A 22,246-nucleotide genomic window follows, 5' to 3' on the forward strand; every position below is an offset into this window, starting at 1 on the left:
CGCCGGCGCCGCTCCGCTGGTCAGGGTGGTCAGGACAGCGCCGCGCCACGACAGGGGCTGCGCACGACCACGGGGGTTGATCCACCATGCGTACGACCACGCGCACGAACCGTACGACCGTTCTCGCCGCGGGCCTGGCCGTCACGGCACTCACCGCGCTCATCCCGCAGGCGCTGGCCCAGGACCGTTCCCGGGCGAGCGTGCCCGCGGCCTCGGACGTCCGGCTCGGCTCCTGCGAGGCGGGCCGGCTCTGCCTCTGGAAGAAGCCCGACTTCACCGGCGCCAGGCAGACGTACGAACTCTCCACCGTCGACATCGAGAGCTGCACCCCGCTCCCCAAGGGCGGTGACGCGCAGTCCCTCGCCAACCGCACCGGCCGGCCCGTCACCACCTACCAGTCGGCCGAATGCCAGGAGACGGGTGAGTTCGAGACGTACCCGGGCGGCGGGACCTGGCTGCCCCGCTCCCCGTACCAGGTGAGGGCGTTCAAGATCTGGGAGAACTAGCGTCCGGTCACGCCGAAGGGCGGCGACGCACGCGCGTCACCGCCCTTCGGATCCCTGCAACGCCTCTACTGCTACGCGTCGCCGCCCGCCGCGCCCGGATCGGCCGCGGCCACATCCAGGAGGTCGTAACGGTCCAGCGCCTTCTTCAGGGCCGACCGGTCGATCTTGCCCTCCTTCGCGAGCTCGGTGAGCACCGCGAGGACGATCGACTGCGCGTCGATGTGGAAGAAGCGGCGCGCCGCACCACGGGTGTCGGCGAAGCCGAAGCCGTCCGCGCCCAGCGACTGGTAGGTGCCGGGCACCCAGCGTGCGATCTGGTCCGGCACCGAACGCATCCAGTCCGAGACCGCCACGAACGGGCCCTCGGCCCCTTCCAGCTTCTTCGTCACGTACGGGACGCGCTGCTCCTCCTCCGGGTGGAGCAGGTTGTACCGCTCCACGTCCACGGCCTCGCGCCGCAGCTCGTTCCAGGAGGTGGCCGACCAGACGTCCGCCTTGACGTTCCACTCCTCGGCGAGGATTTTCTGCGCCTCGACGGCCCACGGGACCGCCACACCGGACGCCAGGATCTGCGCCGGGACCTCGCCCGCCTCGCCCTGCTTGAAGCGGTAGACACCGTTGAGGATGCCGTCCACGTCGACGTTCTCCGGCTCGGCCGGGTGCTGGATCGGCTCGTTGTAGACGGTGAGGTAGTAGAAGACGTCCTCGTTGGCCTCGCCGTACATCCGGCGGAGCCCGTCCTGCATGATGTGCGCGATCTCGTACCCGAAGGCCGGGTCGTAGGCGACACAGCCCGGGTTGGTCGAGGCGAGCAGCTGCGAGTGGCCGTCCGCGTGCTGGAGGCCCTCACCGGTCAGCGTCGTACGCCCGGCGGTCGCCCCCAGCACGAAACCGCGCGAGAGCTGGTCGGCCATCTGCCAGAACTGGTCACCGGTGCGCTGGAACCCGAACATCGAGTAGAAGACGTACACCGGGATCAACGGCTCGCCGTGTGTCGCGTACGCCGAACCGGCGGCGATCAGCGAGGCCGTACAGCCCGCCTCGGAGATGCCGTCGTGCAGCATCTGGCCCGTCGGCGACTCCTTGTACGCGAGCAGCAGATCGCGGTCGACCGCTTCGTACTGCTGGCCCAGCGGGTTGTAGATCTTCGCGCTCGGGAAGAACGCGTCCATGCCGAACGTGCGGTACTCGTCGGGCGCGATCAGCACGAAACGCTTGCCGATCTCCTTGTCCCGCATGAGGTCCTTCAGGATGCGGACGAACGCCATGGTGGTGGCGATCGACTGCGAACCCGAACCCTTCTTCGCAGCCGCGTACGTCTTCTCCTCGGGCTGCGGCAGGGGCTTCGCGCGCACCACCCGGGTCGGCACGTAGCCGCCCAGACTGTTGCGGCGGTCGTGCATGTACTGGATCTCCTCCGAGTCGCGGCCCGGGTGGTAGTAGGGCGGATAGCCCTCGTCCAGCTGCTTGTCGGTGATCGGGATGTGCAGCCGGTCGCGGAACCTCTTGAGGTCCTCGACCGTGAGCTTCTTCATCTGGTGGGTCGCGTTGCGGCCCTCGAAGTTCGGCCCCAGCGTCCAGCCCTTGACCGTCTGCGCGAGGATTACGGTCGGCTGGCCCTTGTGCGCCTTGGCCGCCGCGTAGGCCGCGTAGACCTTGCGGTGGTCGTGGCCGCCGCGACCCAGGTGCAGGATCTGCTGGTCGGTCATGTCCTTGACCATGTCGCGCAGCCGCGGGTCGTCACCGAAGAAGTGCTCACGGATGTACGAGCCGGTCTCGGTGGCGTACGTCTGGAACTGGCCGTCCGGCGTGGTGTTCAGCTTGTTGACCAGGATGCCCGTGCGGTCCTGCGCCAGCAGCGGGTCCCAGGAGCGGTCCCAGACCAGCTTGATGACGTTCCAGCCGGCGCCCCGGAACTGCGACTCCAGCTCCTGGATGATCTTGCCGTTGCCGCGCACCGGGCCATCCAGGCGCTGCAGGTTGCAGTTGACGACGAAGGTCAGGTTGTCCAGGTTCTCGCGGGCGGCGATGGACAGCTGGCCCAGCGACTCGGGCTCGTCCATCTCGCCGTCGCCCAGGTAGGCCCACACGTGCGACTTGGAGGTGTCGGCGATGCCGCGCGCCTCCATGTAGCGGTTCATCCGCGCCTGGTAGATCGCGCCGAGCGGGCCGAGGCCCATCGAGACGGTCGGGAACTCCCAGAAGTCCGGCATCAGCCGTGGGTGCGGGTAGCTGGAGAGACCGTTCGGCGCCTTCGACTTCTCCTGGCGGAAGGCGTCGAGCTGGGCCTCGCTCAACCGGTCCAGCAGGAACGCGCGGGCGTAGATCCCCGGGGACGCGTGTCCCTGGAAGAAGATCTGGTCGCCGCCGTCGCCCTGGTCCTTGCCGCGGAAGAAGTGGTTGAAGCCCACGTCGTAGAGCGAGGCGGAGGAGGCGAAGGTGGCGATGTGGCCGCCGACACCGATCCCGGGGCGCTGGGCCCGCGAGACCATCACGGCCGCGTTCCAGCGGGTCGCGTTGAGGACCTTGCGCTCGATCTCCTCGTCGCCGGGGAAGAACGGCTCGTCCTTCGTGGCGATCGTGTTCACGTAGTCCGTGCTGCGCATCTCGGGCACGGCGACGCGCTTCTCGCGCGCGCGCTCGATGAGCCGGAGCATCAGGTAGCGGGCCCGCTCACGGCCTCGCTCGTCGACGGCGGCGTCGAGGGAGTCGAGCCATTCCTGGGTCTCCTCGGGATCAAAATCCGGGACCTGGCTCGGAAGGCCGCCAATGATGATCGGGTTGCGATCGGATCCGGAAGCCACACTGTTCCTTCGCTGTTCGGTGGTGCTCTGCGGGGTCTGTTACGGGGAACGTACCCCCGGGTCAACTGTGTGTGCGCCGCCTCCATCGTGCTACCGCGAGGGCCCGGACGTCATCTCTACCGTGGGGTAACTCCGAGGTTCCGAAATTTCTCCGGCGGGGCACGAGTATGGGCAGTACGCGGCGGGGTACGGGCAAACCGCAACCTTACGCCCAAGCCGTCCAAGCGTTCCCAAAGGCTGTTCGACTCCGATTGCCGGAGCGAAACGGCATAAGCTGAGGAAGGACGTAAACGGATGGGGTGACCTTGCGGAGCCCCGGAGGGACAGGCCCAGGCCCCGGAGAGACTTGCCGGAGCCCGCGGTGACGTGGCAGGGAACGTCACCGTTTAGGCGGTCTCGTACGCCGGGTACTTGCGCGATTCGCCGGGCCCGTGTGGACTACGGCCTACGCCCCGCGCACGCGCGTGGCTGCAGCATTTTCCGAAGACATGATCAGGAGGCATCCCGTGAGCGCGACCGCGGACCACGCGGAGGAGCGGACCAACCCGGCAGCACGCCTGGGGTTCGAGCCCGGACAGGTGGTCCAGGAGATCGGCTACGACGACGACGTCGAGCTGGAGCTCCGTGAGGGCATTGAGGCCACTACCGGCCAGGAACTCGTCGACGAGGAGTACGACGATGTCGCAGACGTCGTCCTGCTCTGGTTCCGCGACGAGGACGGCGACCTTACGGACGCGCTGGTGGATGCCATCGGTCTGCTCGAGGACGGCGGTACGGTCTGGCTGATGACGCCGAAGACCGGCCGTGACGGATACGTCGAGCCGAGCGACATCAATGAGGCTGCCCAGACGGCCGGTCTCGCCCAGACCAAGAGCATCAGCGCGGGCAAGGACTGGACGGGAAGCCGTCTGGCCACCCCCAAGGGGGCCAAGGCCAAGCGCTGAACCACTCGCAGGACCACCCGGGGCCCCCGACGGCGCTTACGCGCTGCCGGGGGCCTTCGTACGTGCTCCGCCGGCCGTGCGTAGGGTGGGAGTCACCCGGACGGCCGGACGCGTGCGCAGGGATTCGTATCAGCCGAACCGGGAAGCGAGAAGTGGGAAGCGGCGGAAGGGATACGTGTTCCATGGCGATCGAGGTCGGCACCGAGGCCCCGGATTTCGAACTGAAGGACAACCACGGCCGGACCGTGCGGCTCGCGGACTTCCGCGGCGAGAAGAACGTGGTGCTGCTCTTCTACCCGTTCGCCTTCACCGGCGTCTGCACGGGTGAGCTGTGCGCGCTCCGCGACGAGCTGCCCCGCTTCGAGAACGACGACACCCAGCTGCTCGCCGTCTCCAACGACTCCATCCACACCCTGCGCGTCTTCGCCGAGCAGGAGGGCCTCGAATACCCGCTGCTCTCCGACTTCTGGCCGCACGGCGAGACCTCACGGGCGTACGGCGTCTTCGACGAGGACAAGGGCTGCGCGGTGCGCGGCACCTTCATCATCGACAAGGCCGGCACCGTCCGCTGGAGCGTCGTCAACGGCCTGCCGGACGCGCGTGACCTGAACGACTACATCAAGGCGCTCGACGCGCTCTGAGTCGATCTCCTGGCGACGCCCGGCCAAAAGCCTGTTTTGGCCGGGAACCGGTCACTAGGATCCAATCGTTGATCCGATGCCAACGAACGACGGGGACGCTGGTGTCTGCCGGCCCCTGAGAAAACTACTGGAGGACTCGTGGGAGTCAGCCTCAGCAAGGGCGGCAACGTCTCGCTGACCAAGGCCGCGCCCAACCTGACCGCGGTCATCGTCGGTCTGGGCTGGGACGCCCGCACCACCACCGGCGGCGACTTCGACCTCGACGCCAGCGCGCTGCTGGCGAACGCCGAGGGCAAGGTCGCGGCGGACGGCAATTTCGTCTTCTTCAACAACCTGAAGAGCCCCGACGGCTCCGTCGAGCACACCGGTGACAACCTCACCGGTGAGGGCGAGGGCGACGACGAGGTCATCAAGGTGAATCTCGCCGGTGTCCCGGCCGACGTCGACAAGATCGTCTTCCCGGTCTCGATCTACGAGGCCGAGAGCCGTCAGCAGAGCTTCGGCCAGGTCCGCAACGCGTACATCCGCGTGGTGAACCAGGCCGACAACAGCGAGCTCGCCCGCTACGACCTCAGCGAGGACGCCTCGACGGAGACCGCGATGGTCTTCGGCGAGCTCTACCGCAACGGCGCCGAGTGGAAGTTCCGTGCCATCGGCCAGGGCTACGCCTCGGGCCTGCGCGGCATCGCGCAGGACTTCGGCGTCAACGTCTGAGCACTCGCACGCCCCAGCAGGACCGGGTGCGCGGCGCCGCGCCCACGCACCACCCCGTCCGGCGCCGCCCTGTGCGGCGCCGGACGCGCTCAACCGGGCGCTTTCGACGCCCGACCGCGGGTGTCGAAAGCGCCCGTCAGCGTTTCCACGACTCGGGGAGGACACACATGGGCGTCACACTCGCCAAGGGAGGCAATGTCTCCCTCTCCAAGGTCGCACCCAACCTCACACAGGTGCTGGTCGGGCTCGGCTGGGACGCACGCTCCACCACCGGAGCCGATTTCGACCTCGACGCCAGCGCGCTGCTGTGCCGGTCGGGCCGGGTGCTCGGCGACGAGTGGTTCGTCTTCTACAACAACCTCACCAGCCCCGACGGCTCCGTCGAGCACACCGGCGACAACCTGACGGGTGAGGGCGACGGCGACGACGAGTCGGTCATCGTCCGCCTCGACCAGGTCCCCGCCCACTGCGACAAGATCGTCTTCCCGGTCTCCATCCATGACGCGGACAACCGGGGCCAGGCCTTCGGTCAGGTCAGCAACGCCTTCATCCGCGTGGTCAACCAGGCCGACGGCCAGGAGCTGGCGCGCTACGACCTGAGCGAGGACGCCTCCACGGAGACCGCGATGATCTTCGGCGAGCTCTACCGTTATCAGGGTGAGTGGAAATTCCGTGCAGTCGGTCAGGGGTACGCGTCGGGGCTGCGCGGCATCGCTCTAGACTTCGGCGTCAACGTTTCGTAACGCCGCGCACGGCGCGGGGGAGCCCCGTACACACCGGGGGAGACCCTTACATAACACGATGGGGTACCAGTGGTTCTGAAAACCTTCGGCTGGTCGTTCGCGGTGACCGCGCTCGGCCTGGTCGCAGCCTTCTTCTACGGGGGGTGGCAAGCATTCGGCATCGTCGCGATCCTGACGATCCTGGAGATCTCGCTGTCCTTCGACAACGCGGTGATCAACGCCGGAATCCTGAAGAAGATGAATGCCTTCTGGCAGAGGATCTTCCTCACCGTCGGCATCCTGATCGCCGTCTTCGGTATGCGACTGGTCTTCCCCGTCGTGATCGTGGCCGTGAGCGCCCAGCTCGGGCCGATCGAGGCCATCGACCTCTCCTTCAACGACCCCGAGCGCTACAAGGAACTGGTGACGGACGCCCATCCGTCGATCGCCGCCTTCGGTGGCATGTTCCTGTTGATGATCTTCCTCGACTTCATCTTCGAGGACCGTGACATCCAGTGGCTCCGCTGGATCGAGCGCCCGCTCGCCAAGCTCGGCAAGGTCGACAAGCTGTCGGTCTGCGTCGCGCTGATCGTGCTGATGATCAGCGCCATGACCTTCGCGACCCAGGCCCACCAGCACGGTGGCGGGCATGTGGACAAGGCGTCGACCGTCATGCTCTCGGGTATCGCCGGTCTGATCACCTACCTCATCGTCGGCGGGCTCTCCGGATTCTTCGAGGGCAAGCTCGAAGAGGAGGAGGAGCGCGAACACGAGGCCGAGGAAGAGGCCAGGAAGAAGGGCAAGCCCGTCACCGGCGTCGCTCTCGCCGGAAAGGCCGCGTTCTTCCTCTTCCTCTACCTGGAAGTCCTGGACGCGTCCTTCTCGTTCGACGGCGTCATCGGCGCCTTCGCCATCACCAACGAGATCGTGCTGATGGCCCTCGGCCTCGGTATCGGCGCGATGTACGTCCGTTCACTCACCGTCTACCTGGTCCGCCAAGGCACGCTGGACGACTACGTCTACCTGGAGCACGGCGCGCACTACGCGATCGGCGCGCTCTCGGTCATCCTGCTGGTCACCATCCAGTACGAGATCAACGAGATCATCACCGGCCTGATCGGCGTCGTCCTGATCGGTCTCTCCTTCTGGTCCTCGCTCCGCCGCAACAAGGCCATCGCCGCCTCGGGCGGAGGCCACGGGGACATCGGCGGAAGTGCCGGTTCCAAGGCCGAAGTCCGCTCCGGGGTGTGACCCGGTAAGGATTGAGGAACGCTCTCTGCGGGGCGGCCCACACGGCGACGGCTCTCCGGGACTCTCCCGGACCCGGCCCGGTGGCCGCCCCGCAGTGGTGTGCTAGGGCCCGCGGCAGCGGGTAGCAGGTCGGGAAAACAGGTGGGGGTTGGGATGGGATTCTTCGACGGCCTGTGGCCGGCGCGCGCGGCACAGTTCGACTCGGGCAACGGCACATCGAGCGCCATCGTGCTCTCGAAACGCAATGCCACGGTCTCGCTCAGCAAACAGGGCGCCCTCTCGGGCAACCTGAGGGTCAACCTGTCCTGGCGGATGCGTACGTCGGACATCGAAGGCCGCTCACGCCAGAGCGGCATGCTGCGGCGCCCGCTCAAACTCTTCCAGCCCGAGGTCGTGCAGGCGCACACCCAGGGTGTCGTCAACGTCGACCTGGACCTCGGCTGCATGTACGAGCTGGCGGACGGCACCAAGGGGGTCGTCCAGCCGCTGGGCAATCTGATCGGCGATCTGAACAGCCCGCCCTACATCCGGCTCAGCGGGGACGACCGCTTCGGCGCACCCTCCGGCGAGACGGTCTACGTCAACCTCGACCAGCGCGACCAGTTCAAGCGGCTGCTCTTCTTCGTCTACATCTACGACCGGACGCCCGCGTTCGACCGTACGCACGCCAAGATCACGCTCTACCCGGGCAACGGCCCTCGCATCGAGATCGAACTCGACGAGCGCGCGCCGCAGGCCCGCTCCTGCGCGGTGTTCACCGTGGAGAACGTCAAGGGCGAGCTGATCGTGCGGCGCGAGGTGAAGTTCGTCTACGGATTCCAGTCCGAGCTGGACCGGCTCTACGGCTACGGCATGCAGTGGGGACGCGGCTACAAGTCCCGGACCTGAACCCCCGGGCCGGATGAGTTCAGGACCGGATGAACTGCGGCCCCTGCGGAGGCAGGACGAAGTGCGGGTCGGGCGCGTGGGCGGCGGCCGCGGCCGGCTGCGGATAGCCGTACGCGGGCGGCGCACCGGCCGCCTGCGGGTAGCCGTACGCGGGCTGGACGTTCGAGGCGGGCTGCGGCACGGGCACGGCGGGCACCGGAGGCACGGCCGGAGGTGCGACGGGCGGCGGGTAGCCGTAGGCGGGCTGCCGGTGCAGGACGGTGGCCTGGGAGTCGGGGCCCGGCGCGGAAGCGGCGTGCGTGGGCGCGGCGGGATCGGAGACGGCGTGCGCGGGAGCTTGAGTGGCTCCGGTCGGGCCCTCCTCCGAGCCGCCCCCGGCCTCCGAATCGTCGACCGAGATCCCGAAGGCGGTGGCGAGCCCGATCAGCCCGGTCGGATAGCCCTGGCCGACCGCCCGGAACTTCCACCCCTCGCCGCGCCGGTAGAGCTCCCCGCAGATGATCGCGGTCTCCTCACCGGTCTCCGGCCGCACATCGAAGACGGCCAGCGGCTCGCCGTCGGCGAACGCGGCGTCGAAAAGGAGTATCCGCAGGTCAGGAACGCGCTGGAAGGCGTCGCCGTCGGACGATGCGGCGATGACCACCTGGTCCACCGACGGGTCGAGCGCGCCGAGATCCGCCTCGATCGTGTCCGTGAGCCCGTCGGAGACGCTGCGCTTCGGCAGCCGCCGGACCAGCCCGGACGGGTGGCGGGGCTGGTTGTAGAAGACGAAGTCCTCGTCGGACCGCACACGGCCGGAGGTCCCGAGCAGCAGAGCGGAGGCGTCCACATCGGGAACGCCGGTCCCCGGGGTCCATCGCAGCACGGCCCGTACGGCCATGGCGTCGACCGGGACGTTCGAGCCCTTCAGCATCGTGTGCGTCATGGGCGTCATCCTGCCTGCCGGCGGCACGTGCGGACAACGCGGGGGGCGGCAAAGACCCGGTCCTGTTGCGGTCCTGTTGCGCCGGTGCCGAGCCGGAGAAGGGGAAGGAGGAGGGCCGAACGGTACCGCGAGCAGAGACCGGGTGAAGGGCGGGTAACCGGAAATTCATGTATATCGGGAACTGATGACACTCGTCCGTACGTACTATTACCGGCCATACGTTGTCCGGTCGGTCAGGCAGTTCGGGGAAAACTCATGCGTCACTTCGGGTATATATCGCCCGCTGCCCGGGAGGGCCTGTTCTTCCGCGAGCCGTGCGAGTTCACCGCGGCCTCGCCCGCGAGCCTGCTCTCCGTCGCCCTGGGCGCCACGCTCTACTCACCGGCCACCCGGCCCACCCTCGCCGACGATGTGATGAAGCAGGCCGGGCGCGGTGTCGTCTCCATGGTGCTGTGCCTGGAGGACTCGATCGACGACGCCGAGGTGGTCGACGCCGAGGCCAACCTGGTCAGGCAGTTCACCACGCTCGCGGAGCGGCACGCCACGGGCGCCGGGCTGCCGCTTCTCTTCGTCCGGGTCCGTGAACCGGGCCAGATCACCGACCTGGTCGACCGGCTCGGCACGGCCGTCCGGACATTGTCCGGTTTTGTACTTCCCAAATTCACCGAAGAGCGCGGCAGGCTCTTCCTGGAGGCCCTGGCGGAGGCCGAGGCCGCCTGCGGACAGCGGCTGTTCGCCATGCCCGTCCTCGAATCGCCCGAGCTGCTCCACCTGGAGACGCGCGGCGAGGTCCTCCAGGGCATCGTGCGTTCCGTCGACAAGTACCGGGACCGCGTGCTCGCGCTGCGGCTCGGCGTCACCGACTTCTGCTCGGCCTACGGACTGCGCCGCGCGCCCGACATGACGGCGTACGACGTCCAGATCGTCGGCTCCGTCATCGCCGACGTCGTCAACGTGCTGGGCCGGGCCGACGGCACCGGCTTCACCATCACCGGCCCGGTCTGGGAGTACTTCCGCCGCCAGGAACGCATGTTCAAGCCCCAGCTGCGCCGCAGCCCCTTCCTGGAAGGCAGCGCCGAGGAGCTGCGTACTGCGTTGATCGAGCACGACCTCGACGGCCTGCTGCGCGAGATCGAGCTCGACCGGGCCAACGGCCTGCTCGGCAAGACCTGCATCCATCCGTCGCACGTGGCTCCCGTCCACGCACTCTCCGTGGTCAGCCACGAGGAGTTCACCGACGCGCAGGACATCCTGCGGCCCGAGCGCGAAGGCGGCGGGGTGCTGCGCTCGGCGTATACGAACAAGATGAACGAAGTGAAGCCCCACCGGGCCTGGGCCGAGCGCACACTCCGGCGGGCCGAGGTCTTCGGCGTGGCGAGCGAGGACGTCGGCTTCGTGGACCTGCTGGCCGCCGGCCTGACGAAGTGAGCACGCGTGACGGCGTGCACCGATGACCGAGCGTAGTGAGCGCGTACCGATGAGCGGGCGCGTCAGGAGAGAAGAGGCCGTGGACGTGGTGTGGTCGGGCGACTGGGTGGCCGAGCGGCTGGGAGTGGCCCTGGAGGGCGACGGTGAGCTCCAGGAGCTGTTGGGCCTCGCCTTGCGGCGCAACCCCAAGCGGGCCCACCTGCTCGTCTCCAACGTGCTGGGCAAGCACGTGCCGCAGAAGCCTTCGGTCGTGTACGGGGCCGGATACGGGCTCGGGGAGCGTGTACGGGCGCTCCTCGGCGAGGACGAGGCCCGCCGCGCGGTCGTCCTCGGGTACGCGGAGACGGCCACCGGCCTCGGCCACGCCGTCGCGGACGGTCTGCGGGATGCCCCGTACCTCCACTCCACCCGGCGGCCCGTCGCGGGCGTCGCGCAGGCGGGCGGCTTCGAGGAGGCCCACTCGCACGCCACCTCGCACCTGCTGCTGCCGGAGGACCCCGAGCTGCTGGCCGACGGAGCGGAGGCGTCCACTCTGGTGCTGGTCGACGACGAGTTCTCCACCGGTAACACCGTGCTCAACACCATCCGCGCGCTCCACGAGCCGCACCCGCGCGACCGGTACGTCATCGTCGCGCTGGTCGACATGCGCTCGGCGGGCGATCGCGACCGGCTGACCGCCTTCGCCGCCGAGATCGGCGCCCGCGTCGACCTGGTGACCCGCTCCACGGGCACGGTCACGCTCCCCGAAGGCGTACTGGAACGCGGCCAGGCCTTGGTCGCGGCGCAGGAGGCGGAGCAGGCGGGCCGAGTCGACGAGGCTGTCGCAGGTGTCGCCCCCGTGACCAGGATCGCCCTGGACTGGCCGGCGGAGGTCCCCGACGGCGGCCGGCACGGCTTCACTCCGAGCCACCGGGCAGCGCTCGAAGCGGCGCTTCCGAGGATGGCGGAGCGGATCGCGGACGCGCTGGACGGCGGTGCCCGCCACGGCCGCGTTCTCGTCCTCGGCTTCGAGGAGCTGATGTACGCGCCGCTGCGCCTGGGCACCGCGCTGGAAGAGGTGCTGGACGCGGACGCCGAGGTCCGGTACTCCACCACCACCCGCTCGCCCGTCCTCGCCGTCGACGATCCCGGCTACGCGATACGCACCCGCCTCGTCTTCCCGGCCCACGACGGTCCGGCGGACGGCCCCGGTGACCGGTTCGCGTACAACGTGGCGGGAGCCGGGTTCGACGCGGTGGTCGCCGTCGTCGACTCCACCGCCGACACTCCCGAGCTCCACGCCCCCGACGGCCTGCTGGCCCGCCTGGCGGCCCACGCCGGCCAGGTCATCCTCGCGGTGGTCCCCTCGTACACCCCCACACCTGTTCAGGAGCCCGCCGTGCTGCCCGAGCCCCTCCGAGGCCCCGACTTCTCCAGTTACGCCCCCGAGGACGTCGGCTGGCTGCTCCAGGACCTCTCGGACACCGAGCTGGAGGCGCCGACCGAGGAGCGCGAGGAGGCGATCCAGAGCGGCGGCGCACACTACGCGGAGTCGCTGCCCGTGGAATACCAGCCGAGCGCCGAGTACCAGGCCCTGTTCACGGCCGCGCTGGACGCCTCCGCCGCGCGCATCGCCCGTGCCGTCGGCACCGTCACCGAGACGGTCCTCGCCGAACGCGGCCCGCGCCCGGTCCTCGTCTCGCTCGCCCGCGCCGGAACGCCCGTCGGGGTCCTGATGCGCCACTGGGCCAGCCACCGGCACGGCCTGGACCTGCCGCACTACGCCATCTCCATCGTGCGGGGCCGGGGCATCGACACCACCGCGCTGCGCTGGCTCGCCGCCCATCACGACCCAGCCGACGTGGTGTTCGTCGACGGCTGGACGGGGAAGGGCGCGATCACCCGCGAACTGGCGGCGGCGATCAGCGAGTTCGAGGCGTCGAGCGGGACCGTCGGCTTCGACCCGGAGATCGCGGTGCTCGCGGACCCGGGCGGCTGCGTCCGTACGTACGGCACCCGCGAGGACTTCCTGATCCCCTCGGCCTGCCTCAACTCCACGGTCTCCGGCCTCATTTCCCGTACGGTGCTCCGCGCCGACCTGGTCGGGCCGAACGACTTCCACGGCGGGAAGTTCTACCGCGAGCTGGCGGAGTCGGACGTGTCGGGCGACTTCCTGACCGCGGTGACCGCGCGGTTCGACGAGGTGGCGGACCAGGTGGCGGCGGAGACCAAGGAGCTGCTCGCCGCCGACCGGGCTCCGACCTGGGAGGGCTGGGCGGCCGTGGAGCGGATCAGCGAGGAGTACGGCATCCACGACGTCAACCTGGTCAAGCCCGGCGTCGGCGAGACCACCCGGGTCCTGCTCCGCCGCGTCCCGTGGAAGATCCTCGCGAAGCGCGGCGCCGGCGCGGACCTGACCCACATCCGGCTGCTGGCCGAACAGCGCGGCGTCCCGGTCGAGGAGGTCGACGACCTCCCGTACAGCTGTGTCGGTCTGATCCACCCGCGGTTCACGCGCGGCGCGACGGGCGCGGACGGCAAGGCGGTGCAGGGCGCATGAGCGCGACTTCACCGGCCACCTCGTCGGCCACGCTGGTGGCGAGCGACCTCGACCGTACGCTGATCTACTCGGCGGCCGCGCTCGACCTGTCGATGCCGGACGCGGAGGCGCCTCGGCTGCTCTGCGTCGAGGTGTACGGCCACAAGCCCCTCTCGTACATGACCGAGACGGCTGCCGCGCTCCTCACCGAGGTGGCCGGCTCCACGGTCTTCGTCCCCACCACCACCCGCACCCGCGAGCAGTACCACCGCATCCATCTCCCCGGCCCCGCACCGCAGTACGCGATCTGCGCCAACGGCGGCCACATCCTGGTCGACGGCGTCTCCGACCGTGACTGGCAGCAGCAGGTGGAGGCGCGCATCGCCGACGAGTGCGCCCCCCTCACCGAGATCCGCGCCCACCTCGCCACCACCGCCGACCCGGCCTGGCTCCTCAAGGAGCGGGTGGCCGAGAACCTCTTCGCGTACCTGGTCGTCGAGCGCTCGCTGCTGCCGGAGGAGTGGGTGAAGGAGCTGGCCGTGTGGGCGCAGGAGCGCGGCTGGACCGTCTCGCTCCAGGGCCGCAAGATCTACGCGGTCCCGTTGCCGCTCACCAAGAGCGCCGCCATGAACGAGGTCGCCCGTCGCTCCGGCGCCACCCGCACGCTCGCCGCCGGCGACTCACTCCTCGACGCGGATCTGCTGCTCGCCGCCGACCTCGGCTGGCGCCCCGGCCACGGCGAACTGGCCGACCACGACTGGCGCGCCCCGCACGTCGTGGCGCTGGAGGAGCGTGGCGGGGCGGCGGGGGAGGAGATCCTGCGCCGGTTCCTGACGGCTTCGGCCGCGTGAGTCCGGCTCCGCGCGTTCGGCTGCGGGTCGGCGCGGGTTGGGGAAGGCTGGAGCCATGACCAAGGGCAACGAGACCACGATCACTCCCGAGCTGTACGCGTACATGCTGGCCCACAACCCGCCGCTGGACCCGGTCCAGCGGCAGCTGGTGGACACCACCCACGCCCGCTTCCCCGACCACGCGGGCATGGTCTCGGCCGAGGAGCAGGCCCCGCTGCTCGCCTTCCTCGTCCGGCTGGTGGGCGCGCGGCACGTGGTGGAGGTCGGCACGTTCACCGGGTTCAGTGCTCTGGCGATGGCCCAGGCGCTGCCCGCCGACGGCACGCTGATCGCCTGTGACATCTCGGAGGAGTGGACGGCGTACGGGCGCGAGGCCTGGGAGAAGGCGGGCGTCGCGGACCGCATCGACCTGCGCATCGCCCCGGCCCTGGACACCCTGAGCGCCATGCCCGCCGAGCCGCACATCGACTTCGCCTACCTGGACGCGGACAAGGGCGGCTACATCGCGTACTGGGAGGAGCTGGTGCCCAGGATGCGGCAGGGCGGGCTCATCGCCGTGGACAACGTGCTCTTCCACGGCGGTGTCACGGACCCGCACGCCACCGGGTCGACGGCGGCGATCAAGGAGTTCAACGACCATGCGGCCGCCGACGCCCGGATGGACAGCGTGCTGCTGACGGTCGCGGACGGCCTGACGCTCGCGCGCAGGAAGTAGCGCGCGGCCTCCTTCTGCCTTCTCTGTTTACGCGGTCGGGCTCAGCCGCAGCAACCGCCGCCGCAGCAGCCTCCGCCCCCGCCGCCGTTGGACGGCGCGGGTGCGGACGCGGCGGCGCCGCCCACGGCCACGGCGGAGAGCAGCTTGACCGTGTCGTCGTGGCCGGCCGGGCAGGAGGCCGGGTCCGAGGACTGGGCCATGGGACGGCTGAGTTCGAACGTGTCTCCGCAGGTGCGGCAGCGGAATTCATAGCGAGGCATGGCCTCAGGCTAGAGCCATCGCGGCCGGACGGCTACGGCCACCTGAAGCGGTGTGGCTCCGGGCTCCTGGAGCGGTGTGGCTCCGGGCTCCTGGGACCGCGTGGCTACGGTCACCTGGAGCGGCGTGGCTGCGGCCACTTGGGATCCCGTGGCTACGGTCACCTGGAGCGGCGTGGCTGCGGGCCCCTGTACGCGGCATAGCTCCGGGCACCTTCGAACAGCGTGCCTTCGGCCCCCCGAGGCAGCGCGGACTCGGACCGCTCGGAAAAGCACGGCTCCGGCCACCCGGGACTGCGCGGGCTCAGGCCCCGGCGCCGCGCTCCTCGCGGATGTCGGAGACGACCCGGGCCGCGGTCTGCCGTACGGCCTCGGTCTCGGTCAGGAAGTGCCAGTAGTCGGGGTGGCGGCCCTCAAGACCGGCGATGGCCCGGTCGAGCCGCGCCACGGAGTCGTCCAGCGGACGTGCGTGCCGCGGATCGGGCGTGTGGCGGCCGGCCATGGCGAGGCGCTGCGCGTCCCGTACGGCGAACCGCGTCCGTTCGATCTCCTGCTGCGGGTCCTTCGCCACGGCGTCCAGCCGCTGCAGCCGGTCCCCGGCGGCGGAGACCGCCTCGTCGACCGCGTTGAGCAGGGCGCGGACCGTGGAGAGCCGGGACGTGGCATCCGCCCAGCGCTGCTCGTCCCGTGCCTTCGCCGCCTCCGCGAGCTTCTCCTCGGCCTGCCGTACGTTGACGGCGGCCTGCTCCGGCACCGGCTGGAGGTCCTGCCAGCAGGCGGCCGAGAACCGCCGCCGCAGCTCGCTCAGGACCGGCTCCACCGAGCCCGTCCGCGTCGTCAGGGCCTGGGCGCGGGTCCGCAGCGACACCAGCCGCCGGTCGATCTCGGCGGCCCGCTCCGGCAGCCGCTCCGCCTCCGCCCGCAGGGCCTCCGCGTCGCGCAGGACCACATCGGCCCGCTGGAGCGTCTCGGCTACCCCGTGCTTTCCCGCGCCCTGGTTCAGCTTGGTCAGCTCCGGGGCGAGGGCGGCGAGCCGGGCCGCGAGCTCATCGGCGCGCAGCCCCGCCGCCCGTACGGCATCGAGCGCGTTGCTCGCCCCGAGCAGCGCCTGCCGGGCCCGCTCCACAGCGGGGGCGAGCCGGGCGAGCTGGGTCTCCGCACTGCCCAGCAGCGTCCCGAGCCCCTGCCCGAACCGGTCCAGCTCACCCTTGACCCGTACGAGATCGTCCTTGGCCCGGGTCAGCTCGGTACGGGCACTGGCGGCGACGGAGGGCTCCAGATCGTCCCGGTCCAGGTCGTGGGCGTCGACGGCGGTGATGTAGGCGTGGCTGACGTCGTCGATGCGCCGACCCAGTGCGGCGAAGTCCTCCGCCGCCTTGCGGCCGCGCGGAGAGTTGTCGACGGCGTTGATCGTCTCGATGGAGATCTTGAGGTCACGCTGGGCGGTGTCCAGCTCGTAGAAGGCTTCGGCGGCCGCGTCCCTGGCCGCCTGCGCCTCGGCACGCTGGCTCTCCCCACGCCCGCCGAACCACCGCCGCGTCCCACCCCCGGCGAAGGCGGCGGGCAGCGTGGCGACGAACAGGGGCACGGGCAGCAGCGCGAGGGCCAGAACGTCCCGGAGTCCCTGGCCCGCCGGGCATGCCTGTCTTCCAGGCGCTCGCCGCCCCTGGACCTCACACCGGGCTCCGGCTCCGCCCTCGACACCGGCCCCGTTCCGGGCACCGGAAACGCTCTCGACGGCGGAACTCCCACCCGCTCCTGCCTCTGGCCGCGTGTGTGTCGCCGTCACATCCCTCTCCCGTGCTGTTCCGCCCCTGTCGGTACATTCTCCCACCAGGTAAGGACGAACACACGGGCCCGATAGTTCGCGGTTCTAGTTCGCCGTTCGAACCTTCACCTCCCCGTTGTCGCTGCGGGCCTTCACCACATGGGTGCTGCTCTCGCTGCGCGGCACCCCGATGGTGACCTGGCCGTTGTCGGCGCTCGCGTTCACCGCGTACTTCTGTCCGCCCTGCGGCAGATCGATGACGATGCTCCCGTTGTCGCTGACGGTGTCCACTAGATCGGGCACACCGCTGAACCCCAGCCGGATCTCGCCGTTGTCCGCGCGAGCGACCACGGACTTGGTGCCTATCCGCTCGGCGAGGACCGACCCGTTGGCGCTCGTGAGATCCAGCGGCCCGCCGGAGTCCCGTACGACGATGTCGCCGTTGTCGGCGGAGAGCCGCAGCGGGGTGTCGAACCCGGCCGCGGTGACCTGGCCGTTGTCCGCTTCGGCCGCCACGGTCACGCCGCGGGGCACCTTCACCTCGTGGCGCGCGGCACAGTTGTTGATCATGGCGTCGCACTTCACCCGGAGCGTCAGGGTGTCGTTCTCCATCTTCCAGACGGGGTCGGGCCCACTCCCCAGCACGACCCACCCGTCGACCTGCCGCTCGACCTCGACCTTGTCCACATCGGCCGGCACGAGGGTCACGATCGAGTCCTCGGCGTCGATGGTCAGCGTCTTGCCCTGCAACGCGAACGACTTGCGCTCCACGGGCGCGTCATCGACGTCGGTGCTTCCGCACCCGGCGAGACCGAGCGCGAGCAGCGTGGCCCCGCTCCCCACGGCGAGCAGCCGGCCGGGTGCCCTGCGGCGCGTGCGAGTCGGTGCGCTGGTACGGATGTCCACGATGATCGGTCCCCCAGGAGATACAGCCGGACGGTGCCACCGGCCGTCGCTGCCGGTGTACTGCAAACCGTATGTACCGGGGCCGGGTCGGGGGCATCCGGACGGCTACCGTCTCGGGGGTGGGGTTAACCCCCGCCCGGGGCCGGCGCTCGCGCCTCCGGACGGGTGCTTGCGACCAGCGCTCGCGACCAGTACCTGCGGTTCGGGGCCGCTCCGAGCGGTTCCCGATCCGTTTATGAGCGGGAGGTCCGGTCCATGTACGCTGTTGCCTCATCCACGGGTGCGTAGCTCAGGGGTAGAGCGCTGCTCTTACAAAGCAGATGTCGGCGGTTCGAAACCGTCCGCGCCCACCAGTGCGAAGTACGAAGGCCCTCAACCGATCATGGTTGAGGGCCTTCGGCGTCTGCTTCCGGCAGGTGGTTGCGATCGGTCATCAGCGTTCGGCTTGGTGATCAGGTCGGCCAACCGGCCGGCGCCTGAGCGCCGAGCGGCGTTCAACGAAACCGTGCTGTGAAGAGCTGGGCGCCACAAGGGCGCGTCCGGGTGCGAACTGTCGGCCCAGGTGTGTACGTGCTGGTTGGATGCCGTCCGGCGCTCACCGACCGGAACAGAGTGAACCGATAGGGCGGCTTCGGATGGAGCGGGCCAGACCCGGCAGGCACGGCTTCGGGCGGCCGCTGCGCCTCGGTTGCAGCGGCGGTCTCCGCCCGGCCCCCTTCCGACGACGTCACCGGCCCCCTTCCGACGACGTCAGAGGACGAGTTTCCGCAGTGCTCACGCGGGGGGCGGCCTCCCATGGTGACCGGAGTGTCCGGGCAGGGCGCACACTGGCGGTATGGCCCTACCCAGAACGCATCACTGCTCGGCATGCTCGGACGGCACCGCACCCGGTGATGTCCTCCACGAGGACCTCGTGGTCGGGGCGCCGCTGTCCATGGAGGAACTCACCGACGCGCAGCTTCTCGACCGGTTCGCGCTCAAGTACGCCCACGACGGTTGCCAGGTCAGAGAGGTCCGGAAGGTCCCGCACGACACCTTGAGCGGTTACGCCTGGGCCGTCCGCTTCAGCGAGGGTTCGTAGCGGACCCGCCGAGGGGCGGCATGGAATGGGCGCTCCCGGCCCGGCGTTGTGGAGTGGGTGACCGAGAACAGCCGTGGTGATCCGTATGTCCCGCCGTCCGAGCAGGAAGCGGTATGGCAGCGGCTCGTGGCGGAACACGCCGACACGAGCGAGCGCATGGCGGCGCTGAGCCGTGACTTCGAGGCGATCGTCGAGGCGAACGCCCTGGTCGCCGTCGACGACGAGCATGACCCCGAGGGTTCGAGCACCGCCTTCGAGCGGGCCCACGTCGCCGCCCTGCTGGCGCAGGCGCGGGAGCACCTGGCCGAGCTGGACCTGGCCGTGGAAAGGCTGGCGAGCGGCGGCTACGGGCGCTGCGAGGTGTGCGGAGAGGCGATTCCGGCCGCTCGGCTGGAGGTACGGCCGGCGGCTACGACCTGTGTCGGCTGCGCGGACGGCAGTACGGAGCGACGCCGTTGAGCGTGCGGTAGGGCCTGGGAGCGTGTCGGCCGGGTCCGTGGGGGTGCGCCGACGGCCGGTCGGTGTCAGGCTCGTTCCGACCGTCATGTCAGCCCCGTTTCGACGGTCGTCGCCACTGATCGGCGTCGCAACGCGTCGGCGAAAAACTCCATCTCGACCCATGTGCCGAGCAGGCCGGTCCTCGTGAGCGTGTCGGCCATCGCCCGTGCCTCACTGAGCGGCAGGTCCAACACCTCCCGCAGGACCCGCAGTACGGGGGCGAGGCTCGCACCGTGCTCCGCGAGGCGGAGTCGGGCGGCGCCGTATTCGGCGAGTAACGCCTGCCGGATCGCCTCAGGAGCTGCCCCGGAGGCTTCCTGTTCGCACCAGGCGTTGGGGCAGGCGGAGCAGGAACCGTCCGTACCCCACCACAACTGCCCCTGATCGATGCGCTGGCCCATGTCCCGTATCAGCACACCACCGCACTCGTCGCACCGCGCCGTGACCTTGACCCCTTGAGCAATCACCGGCCGCCTCCCCCAGTTGTCGATGGACGCAGGTCGCGTACGTCCCCGTCCCCCGCCGCGGACCGTGGCGCGGGACGTACTCCATGATGGGTGGCAGCTCCTGTGGGTGCAGTCGTGCAGTCGTGCAGGGGCGGGGAGAGGGACAGGTATGGGGCAGACACTCGCGGAGATCCTGGACGGGGCCGCGTGCGGTCGGTTTCCGGCGCCTGACGGACGTACCACCGTGGTGGAGGCGCCGAGTGGGCGGGACAGTGGGGTGATCGCCTTCACCGCGCACTCGGTGGTGTTCACCGACGAGGATCCCGCGTGGGTCCGCGCGACCCTGGCGTCCCTCGACTGCGACGCGCTGGCCGCCACCATGCACCCGCGCTTCCTGCACGCGCTCCTGGAGCGGACCGGCCGGACCACCGACACGATCGACCTCCTCACGGTCGCGCCCGCTCTTCCCGGCGATCCTCCGCTGGACCTGCGGGAGATCACCGATCCCGTTCATCCCCGGGTGGTCAGCGCCCGCAGGCGGCGTGACGGGGTGCGGGTGTGGGCGGTCGACGGCGGGGTGCTGGTTCTCGGGCGTGGGGTGGCGGGGCGCTGGGAAGTGGCCGTCGAGCTGGACGAGGAGGCCCGGCACCGGGGTCTCGGGCGGGCTCTGGCCACCGCCGCCCGCCACCTGGTGCCCGAGGGAGAGCCTCTCTGGTCGCAGCAGGCCGCGGGCAACGCGCGCAGCATCAGGGCGTTCCAGGCCGCCGGGTTCCGGCCGGTGGGCTCGGAGGTGTTGCTGCTCGGCCGGTAGAAGACGGGCGACAGGCGGCTGCCCGGTCGGCTGGGGCTACCGGGCCCTGACCGTGATTGCCGGGTACGGGGGCGGAGAGCCGGGCGAGGTGAGTTCCAGTGCTCTGTCCGTGCGTCTGTCGCTCATGCCGTCGAGCCAACTCTCGTACCAGTCGAGGAAGTCGGTGGCGGGGGAGGTGTCGGGGCCCCAGTGCCCGTCGCTGTTGCCGGTGAGGACGCGGCCGGTCAGCGGGCCGGTCAGCGCGAGGACGCAGACGTCGGTGCAGCCCATCTCGATGATGTGCAGGAAGAGGTCGTTCGGGCCCGGCGTTCCGTCCGCTCGTTCGAAGCCTCGGGGGGCTCCTGGTTCTCCGAGCGGCTCCATGACCAGCAGGCGACACCGCACGAGCGGGAAGAGGCCGTAGAAAGGTGCCGCGCCCGAGCCGCCGACGTACATGACGAACTGCCGAAACGCATCGGGAAGGACGATGCCGCGCTCGGCCTCGATCGCGGCGACGCGTGCTCCCGGCAGCTTCGGGCCGGAGCGGAACATGTGGTGCTCTTCTCCGAAGGAGCGGCTGCGCAGCGGCTGGAGCGGGATGGCGGCCAGCTTGCGGCGCAGGCGAGGGATGCGCAGGTCCATGGCTCATCCTCTCTCGTTCCGGCCGAGAGGCTCGGCGTTTTTCGGAGCGGCGTGATGGCGCCGGTCCACCACCGCCGTGTCCTCCCGGGATGCGCTCCCGCGAGCGCCAAGGCACCGTGGAGACATGGCCGCCCACCCGCCTGTGATCGTCTACCCGCCCTCCGCGACCGGAGCGCGGCGGGTCACCGTGCACGGGCAGATCGTGGGGCTGGCGCACGGGCGGGGTGAGGTGGCCGCGTTGTTGCGGGCCGCCGGGTTCGCGCCGGGGCCGGACGAGGCCGTCGAGCTGGACCGGCCGGGGCTGATCGAATGGCGCGGCGGTGACCTCGACACCTGGAGCCCGGCCACTGAGTCGTAACCGGTGAGTGCGCGTGAGCCGTCACCCGAACGGGTGCGTCCGAGTGGCTGGCCGGGCCGGTCGCAGGGAACGTCGGAGCTGATCTGCACGCACCATCAGCGCAGGTCAAAATCGCAGGCGCGCGCCTGCCCGGCCGAGGAGTTCTCATGTCCCAGCCCAGTGCACCGACGCCCGGCAGCACCTCCCGCCCCGCCGCACCCGGCGACGACGCCGGTAATCCGTGGGCCGGCGGCGGAACGCTGTTCGCGGGTTTCCTGCTCTTCGTCGACGGTGTCCTCGGAGTGATCAAGGGCATCGCGGGGATCGCCACCAACGACGTGTACACGGTCGTCAACGACTACGTCTTCAAGTTCAACGTCACCGCATGGGGCTGGATCCACCTGATCCTCGGCGTGCTCCTGATCTTCGTCGGCTTGAGCATCCTCAAGGGCGCGCCCTGGGCCCGGGTCGTGGGCATCGTCCTCGTGTCGCTGAACCTGATCGCCAACTTCATGTGGCTCCCGTACACGCCGATCTGGGCCGTCGTCACCATCGCCATCGACGTCTTCATCATCTGGGCCCTGTGCACCGACCGCTCCAAGCCGGTGCTCTGA

The 22,246-nt window shown here is 70.0% G+C and carries 23 protein-coding genes and 1 tRNA gene; 17 read left to right on the forward strand and 7 right to left on the reverse strand.

Annotated elements, in window-relative coordinates:
- Positions 1-86: 86 nt before the first annotated feature.
- Positions 87-506, forward strand: a complete 420-nt coding sequence (locus ABZ267_RS13895) for a peptidase inhibitor family I36 protein (protein ID WP_356752276.1) — start codon at positions 87-89, stop codon at positions 504-506.
- A gap of 71 nt (positions 507-577) precedes the next feature.
- Here the strand turns inward: ABZ267_RS13895 and aceE are convergent, their stop codons facing one another.
- Positions 578-3,310, reverse strand: a complete 2,733-nt coding sequence (aceE, locus tag ABZ267_RS13900; RefSeq protein ID WP_356752278.1) for a pyruvate dehydrogenase (acetyl-transferring), homodimeric type — start codon at positions 3,308-3,310, stop codon at positions 578-580.
- Positions 3,311-3,816: 506 nt separating this feature from the next.
- Here aceE and ABZ267_RS13905 point away from each other — a divergent pair.
- The 6 genes from ABZ267_RS13905 to ABZ267_RS13930 all read left to right on the forward strand — a co-directional run bounded on the left by ABZ267_RS13905 (position 3,817) and on the right by ABZ267_RS13930 (position 8,470).
- A complete protein-coding gene (locus ABZ267_RS13905; protein ID WP_018486931.1) occupies positions 3,817-4,254 on the forward strand; it encodes a DUF3052 domain-containing protein in 438 nt (145 codons plus the stop codon).
- A gap of 182 nt (positions 4,255-4,436) precedes the next feature.
- Complete coding sequence (locus tag ABZ267_RS13910; protein ID WP_356752279.1) at positions 4,437-4,895, forward strand: peroxiredoxin; 459 nt, start codon at positions 4,437-4,439, stop codon at positions 4,893-4,895.
- Between the two features lie 138 nt (positions 4,896-5,033).
- Positions 5,034-5,609 carry a TerD family protein gene (locus ABZ267_RS13915; protein ID WP_018511706.1) on the forward strand — a complete coding sequence of 192 codons (576 nt, stop codon included), beginning with the start codon at positions 5,034-5,036 and terminating at the stop codon, positions 5,607-5,609.
- A 167-nt stretch (positions 5,610-5,776) separates the two neighbouring features.
- A complete protein-coding gene (locus tag ABZ267_RS13920; RefSeq protein ID WP_070203934.1) occupies positions 5,777-6,352 on the forward strand; it encodes a TerD family protein in 576 nt (191 codons plus the stop codon).
- Positions 6,353-6,421: 69 nt separating this feature from the next.
- Complete coding sequence (locus ABZ267_RS13925; protein ID WP_356752281.1) at positions 6,422-7,582, forward strand: DUF475 domain-containing protein; 1,161 nt, start codon at positions 6,422-6,424, stop codon at positions 7,580-7,582.
- A gap of 153 nt (positions 7,583-7,735) precedes the next feature.
- On the forward strand, positions 7,736-8,470 hold the full coding sequence (locus tag ABZ267_RS13930; protein WP_356752283.1) for a Tellurium resistance: 735 nt from the start codon (positions 7,736-7,738) through the stop codon (positions 8,468-8,470).
- A gap of 19 nt (positions 8,471-8,489) precedes the next feature.
- Here ABZ267_RS13930 and ABZ267_RS13935 read toward each other — a convergent pair whose 3' ends face one another.
- Positions 8,490-9,395, reverse strand: coding sequence for a TerD family protein (locus tag ABZ267_RS13935; protein WP_356752285.1), 906 nt, complete (start codon positions 9,393-9,395; stop codon positions 8,490-8,492).
- Between the two features lie 255 nt (positions 9,396-9,650).
- On the opposite strand from ABZ267_RS13935, the gene ABZ267_RS13940 reads away from it, so the two are divergent.
- From ABZ267_RS13940 to ABZ267_RS13955, 4 genes are read left to right on the forward strand one after another with little or no spacing between them, the layout of a single operon-like run.
- Positions 9,651-10,823: an HpcH/HpaI aldolase/citrate lyase family protein gene (locus ABZ267_RS13940; RefSeq protein ID WP_356752287.1), complete on the forward strand. Its 1,173-nt coding sequence runs from the start codon at positions 9,651-9,653 to the stop codon at positions 10,821-10,823.
- 49 nt (positions 10,824-10,872) lie between these two features.
- Positions 10,873-13,362 (forward strand): phosphoribosyltransferase, encoded by a 2,490-nt coding sequence (locus tag ABZ267_RS13945; RefSeq protein WP_356752373.1) that lies wholly within the window; start codon positions 10,873-10,875, stop codon positions 13,360-13,362.
- Entirely contained in the window at positions 13,359-14,192 is an 834-nt protein-coding gene (locus ABZ267_RS13950; protein ID WP_356752289.1) for an HAD family hydrolase, read from the forward strand. Before ABZ267_RS13945 ends, ABZ267_RS13950 begins: the two co-directional genes overlap by 4 nt.
- A 55-nt stretch (positions 14,193-14,247) precedes the next feature.
- Positions 14,248-14,907: a class I SAM-dependent methyltransferase gene (locus ABZ267_RS13955; protein ID WP_356752291.1), complete on the forward strand. Its 660-nt coding sequence runs from the start codon at positions 14,248-14,250 to the stop codon at positions 14,905-14,907.
- A gap of 41 nt (positions 14,908-14,948) precedes the next feature.
- Here ABZ267_RS13955 and ABZ267_RS13960 read toward each other — a convergent pair whose 3' ends face one another.
- The 3 genes from ABZ267_RS13960 to ABZ267_RS13970 all read right to left on the reverse strand — a co-directional run bounded on the left by ABZ267_RS13960 (position 14,949) and on the right by ABZ267_RS13970 (position 17,838).
- The gene (locus ABZ267_RS13960; RefSeq protein WP_029394866.1) at positions 14,949-15,167 is read right to left on the reverse strand and encodes a zinc ribbon domain-containing protein; all 219 of its coding nucleotides are present in this window, start codon (positions 15,165-15,167) and stop codon (positions 14,949-14,951) included.
- Positions 15,168-15,468: 301 nt separating this feature from the next.
- A complete protein-coding gene (locus ABZ267_RS13965) occupies positions 15,469-16,773 on the reverse strand; it encodes a hypothetical protein (protein WP_356752375.1) in 1,305 nt (434 codons plus the stop codon).
- A 264-nt stretch (positions 16,774-17,037) separates the two neighbouring features.
- Entirely contained in the window at positions 17,038-17,838 is an 801-nt protein-coding gene (locus ABZ267_RS13970; protein ID WP_356752293.1) for a DUF4097 family beta strand repeat-containing protein, read from the reverse strand.
- Between the two features lie 278 nt (positions 17,839-18,116).
- Here ABZ267_RS13970 and ABZ267_RS13975 point away from each other — a divergent pair.
- The 3 genes from ABZ267_RS13975 (at position 18,117) to ABZ267_RS13985 (ending at position 19,378) form a co-directional block, all read left to right on the forward strand.
- A tRNA-Val gene (locus tag ABZ267_RS13975) sits at positions 18,117-18,191 on the forward strand.
- Positions 18,192-18,673: 482 nt separating this feature from the next.
- Positions 18,674-18,919, forward strand: coding sequence for a hypothetical protein (locus ABZ267_RS13980; protein ID WP_356752295.1), 246 nt, complete (start codon positions 18,674-18,676; stop codon positions 18,917-18,919).
- 57 nt (positions 18,920-18,976) lie between these two features.
- Complete coding sequence (locus ABZ267_RS13985; protein WP_356752297.1) at positions 18,977-19,378, forward strand: TraR/DksA C4-type zinc finger protein; 402 nt, start codon at positions 18,977-18,979, stop codon at positions 19,376-19,378.
- Positions 19,379-19,461: 83 nt separating this feature from the next.
- On the opposite strand, the gene ABZ267_RS13990 is transcribed toward ABZ267_RS13985, so the two are convergent.
- Positions 19,462-19,884: a hypothetical protein gene (locus tag ABZ267_RS13990; protein WP_356363439.1), complete on the reverse strand. Its 423-nt coding sequence runs from the start codon at positions 19,882-19,884 to the stop codon at positions 19,462-19,464.
- A 148-nt stretch (positions 19,885-20,032) separates the two neighbouring features.
- On the opposite strand from ABZ267_RS13990, the gene ABZ267_RS13995 reads away from it, so the two are divergent.
- A complete protein-coding gene (locus ABZ267_RS13995; RefSeq protein ID WP_356752300.1) occupies positions 20,033-20,674 on the forward strand; it encodes a GNAT family N-acetyltransferase in 642 nt (213 codons plus the stop codon).
- 36 nt (positions 20,675-20,710) lie between these two features.
- On the opposite strand, the gene ABZ267_RS14000 is transcribed toward ABZ267_RS13995, so the two are convergent.
- Complete coding sequence (locus ABZ267_RS14000; RefSeq protein WP_356752302.1) at positions 20,711-21,295, reverse strand: SMI1/KNR4 family protein; 585 nt, start codon at positions 21,293-21,295, stop codon at positions 20,711-20,713.
- 124 nt (positions 21,296-21,419) lie between these two features.
- Here ABZ267_RS14000 and ABZ267_RS14005 point away from each other — a divergent pair, with 124 nt between their 5' ends.
- Together ABZ267_RS14005 and ABZ267_RS14010 are read left to right on the forward strand one after the other, a co-directional pair.
- Complete coding sequence (locus tag ABZ267_RS14005; protein ID WP_356752304.1) at positions 21,420-21,653, forward strand: hypothetical protein; 234 nt, start codon at positions 21,420-21,422, stop codon at positions 21,651-21,653.
- 146 nt (positions 21,654-21,799) lie between these two features.
- Positions 21,800-22,246, forward strand: coding sequence for a hypothetical protein (locus ABZ267_RS14010; protein ID WP_356752306.1), 447 nt, complete (start codon positions 21,800-21,802; stop codon positions 22,244-22,246).

The sequence above is a fragment of the Streptomyces sp. NPDC006174 genome (assembly GCF_040614075.1).
Classification (GTDB): Bacteria; Actinomycetota; Actinomycetes; order Streptomycetales; family Streptomycetaceae; genus Streptomyces.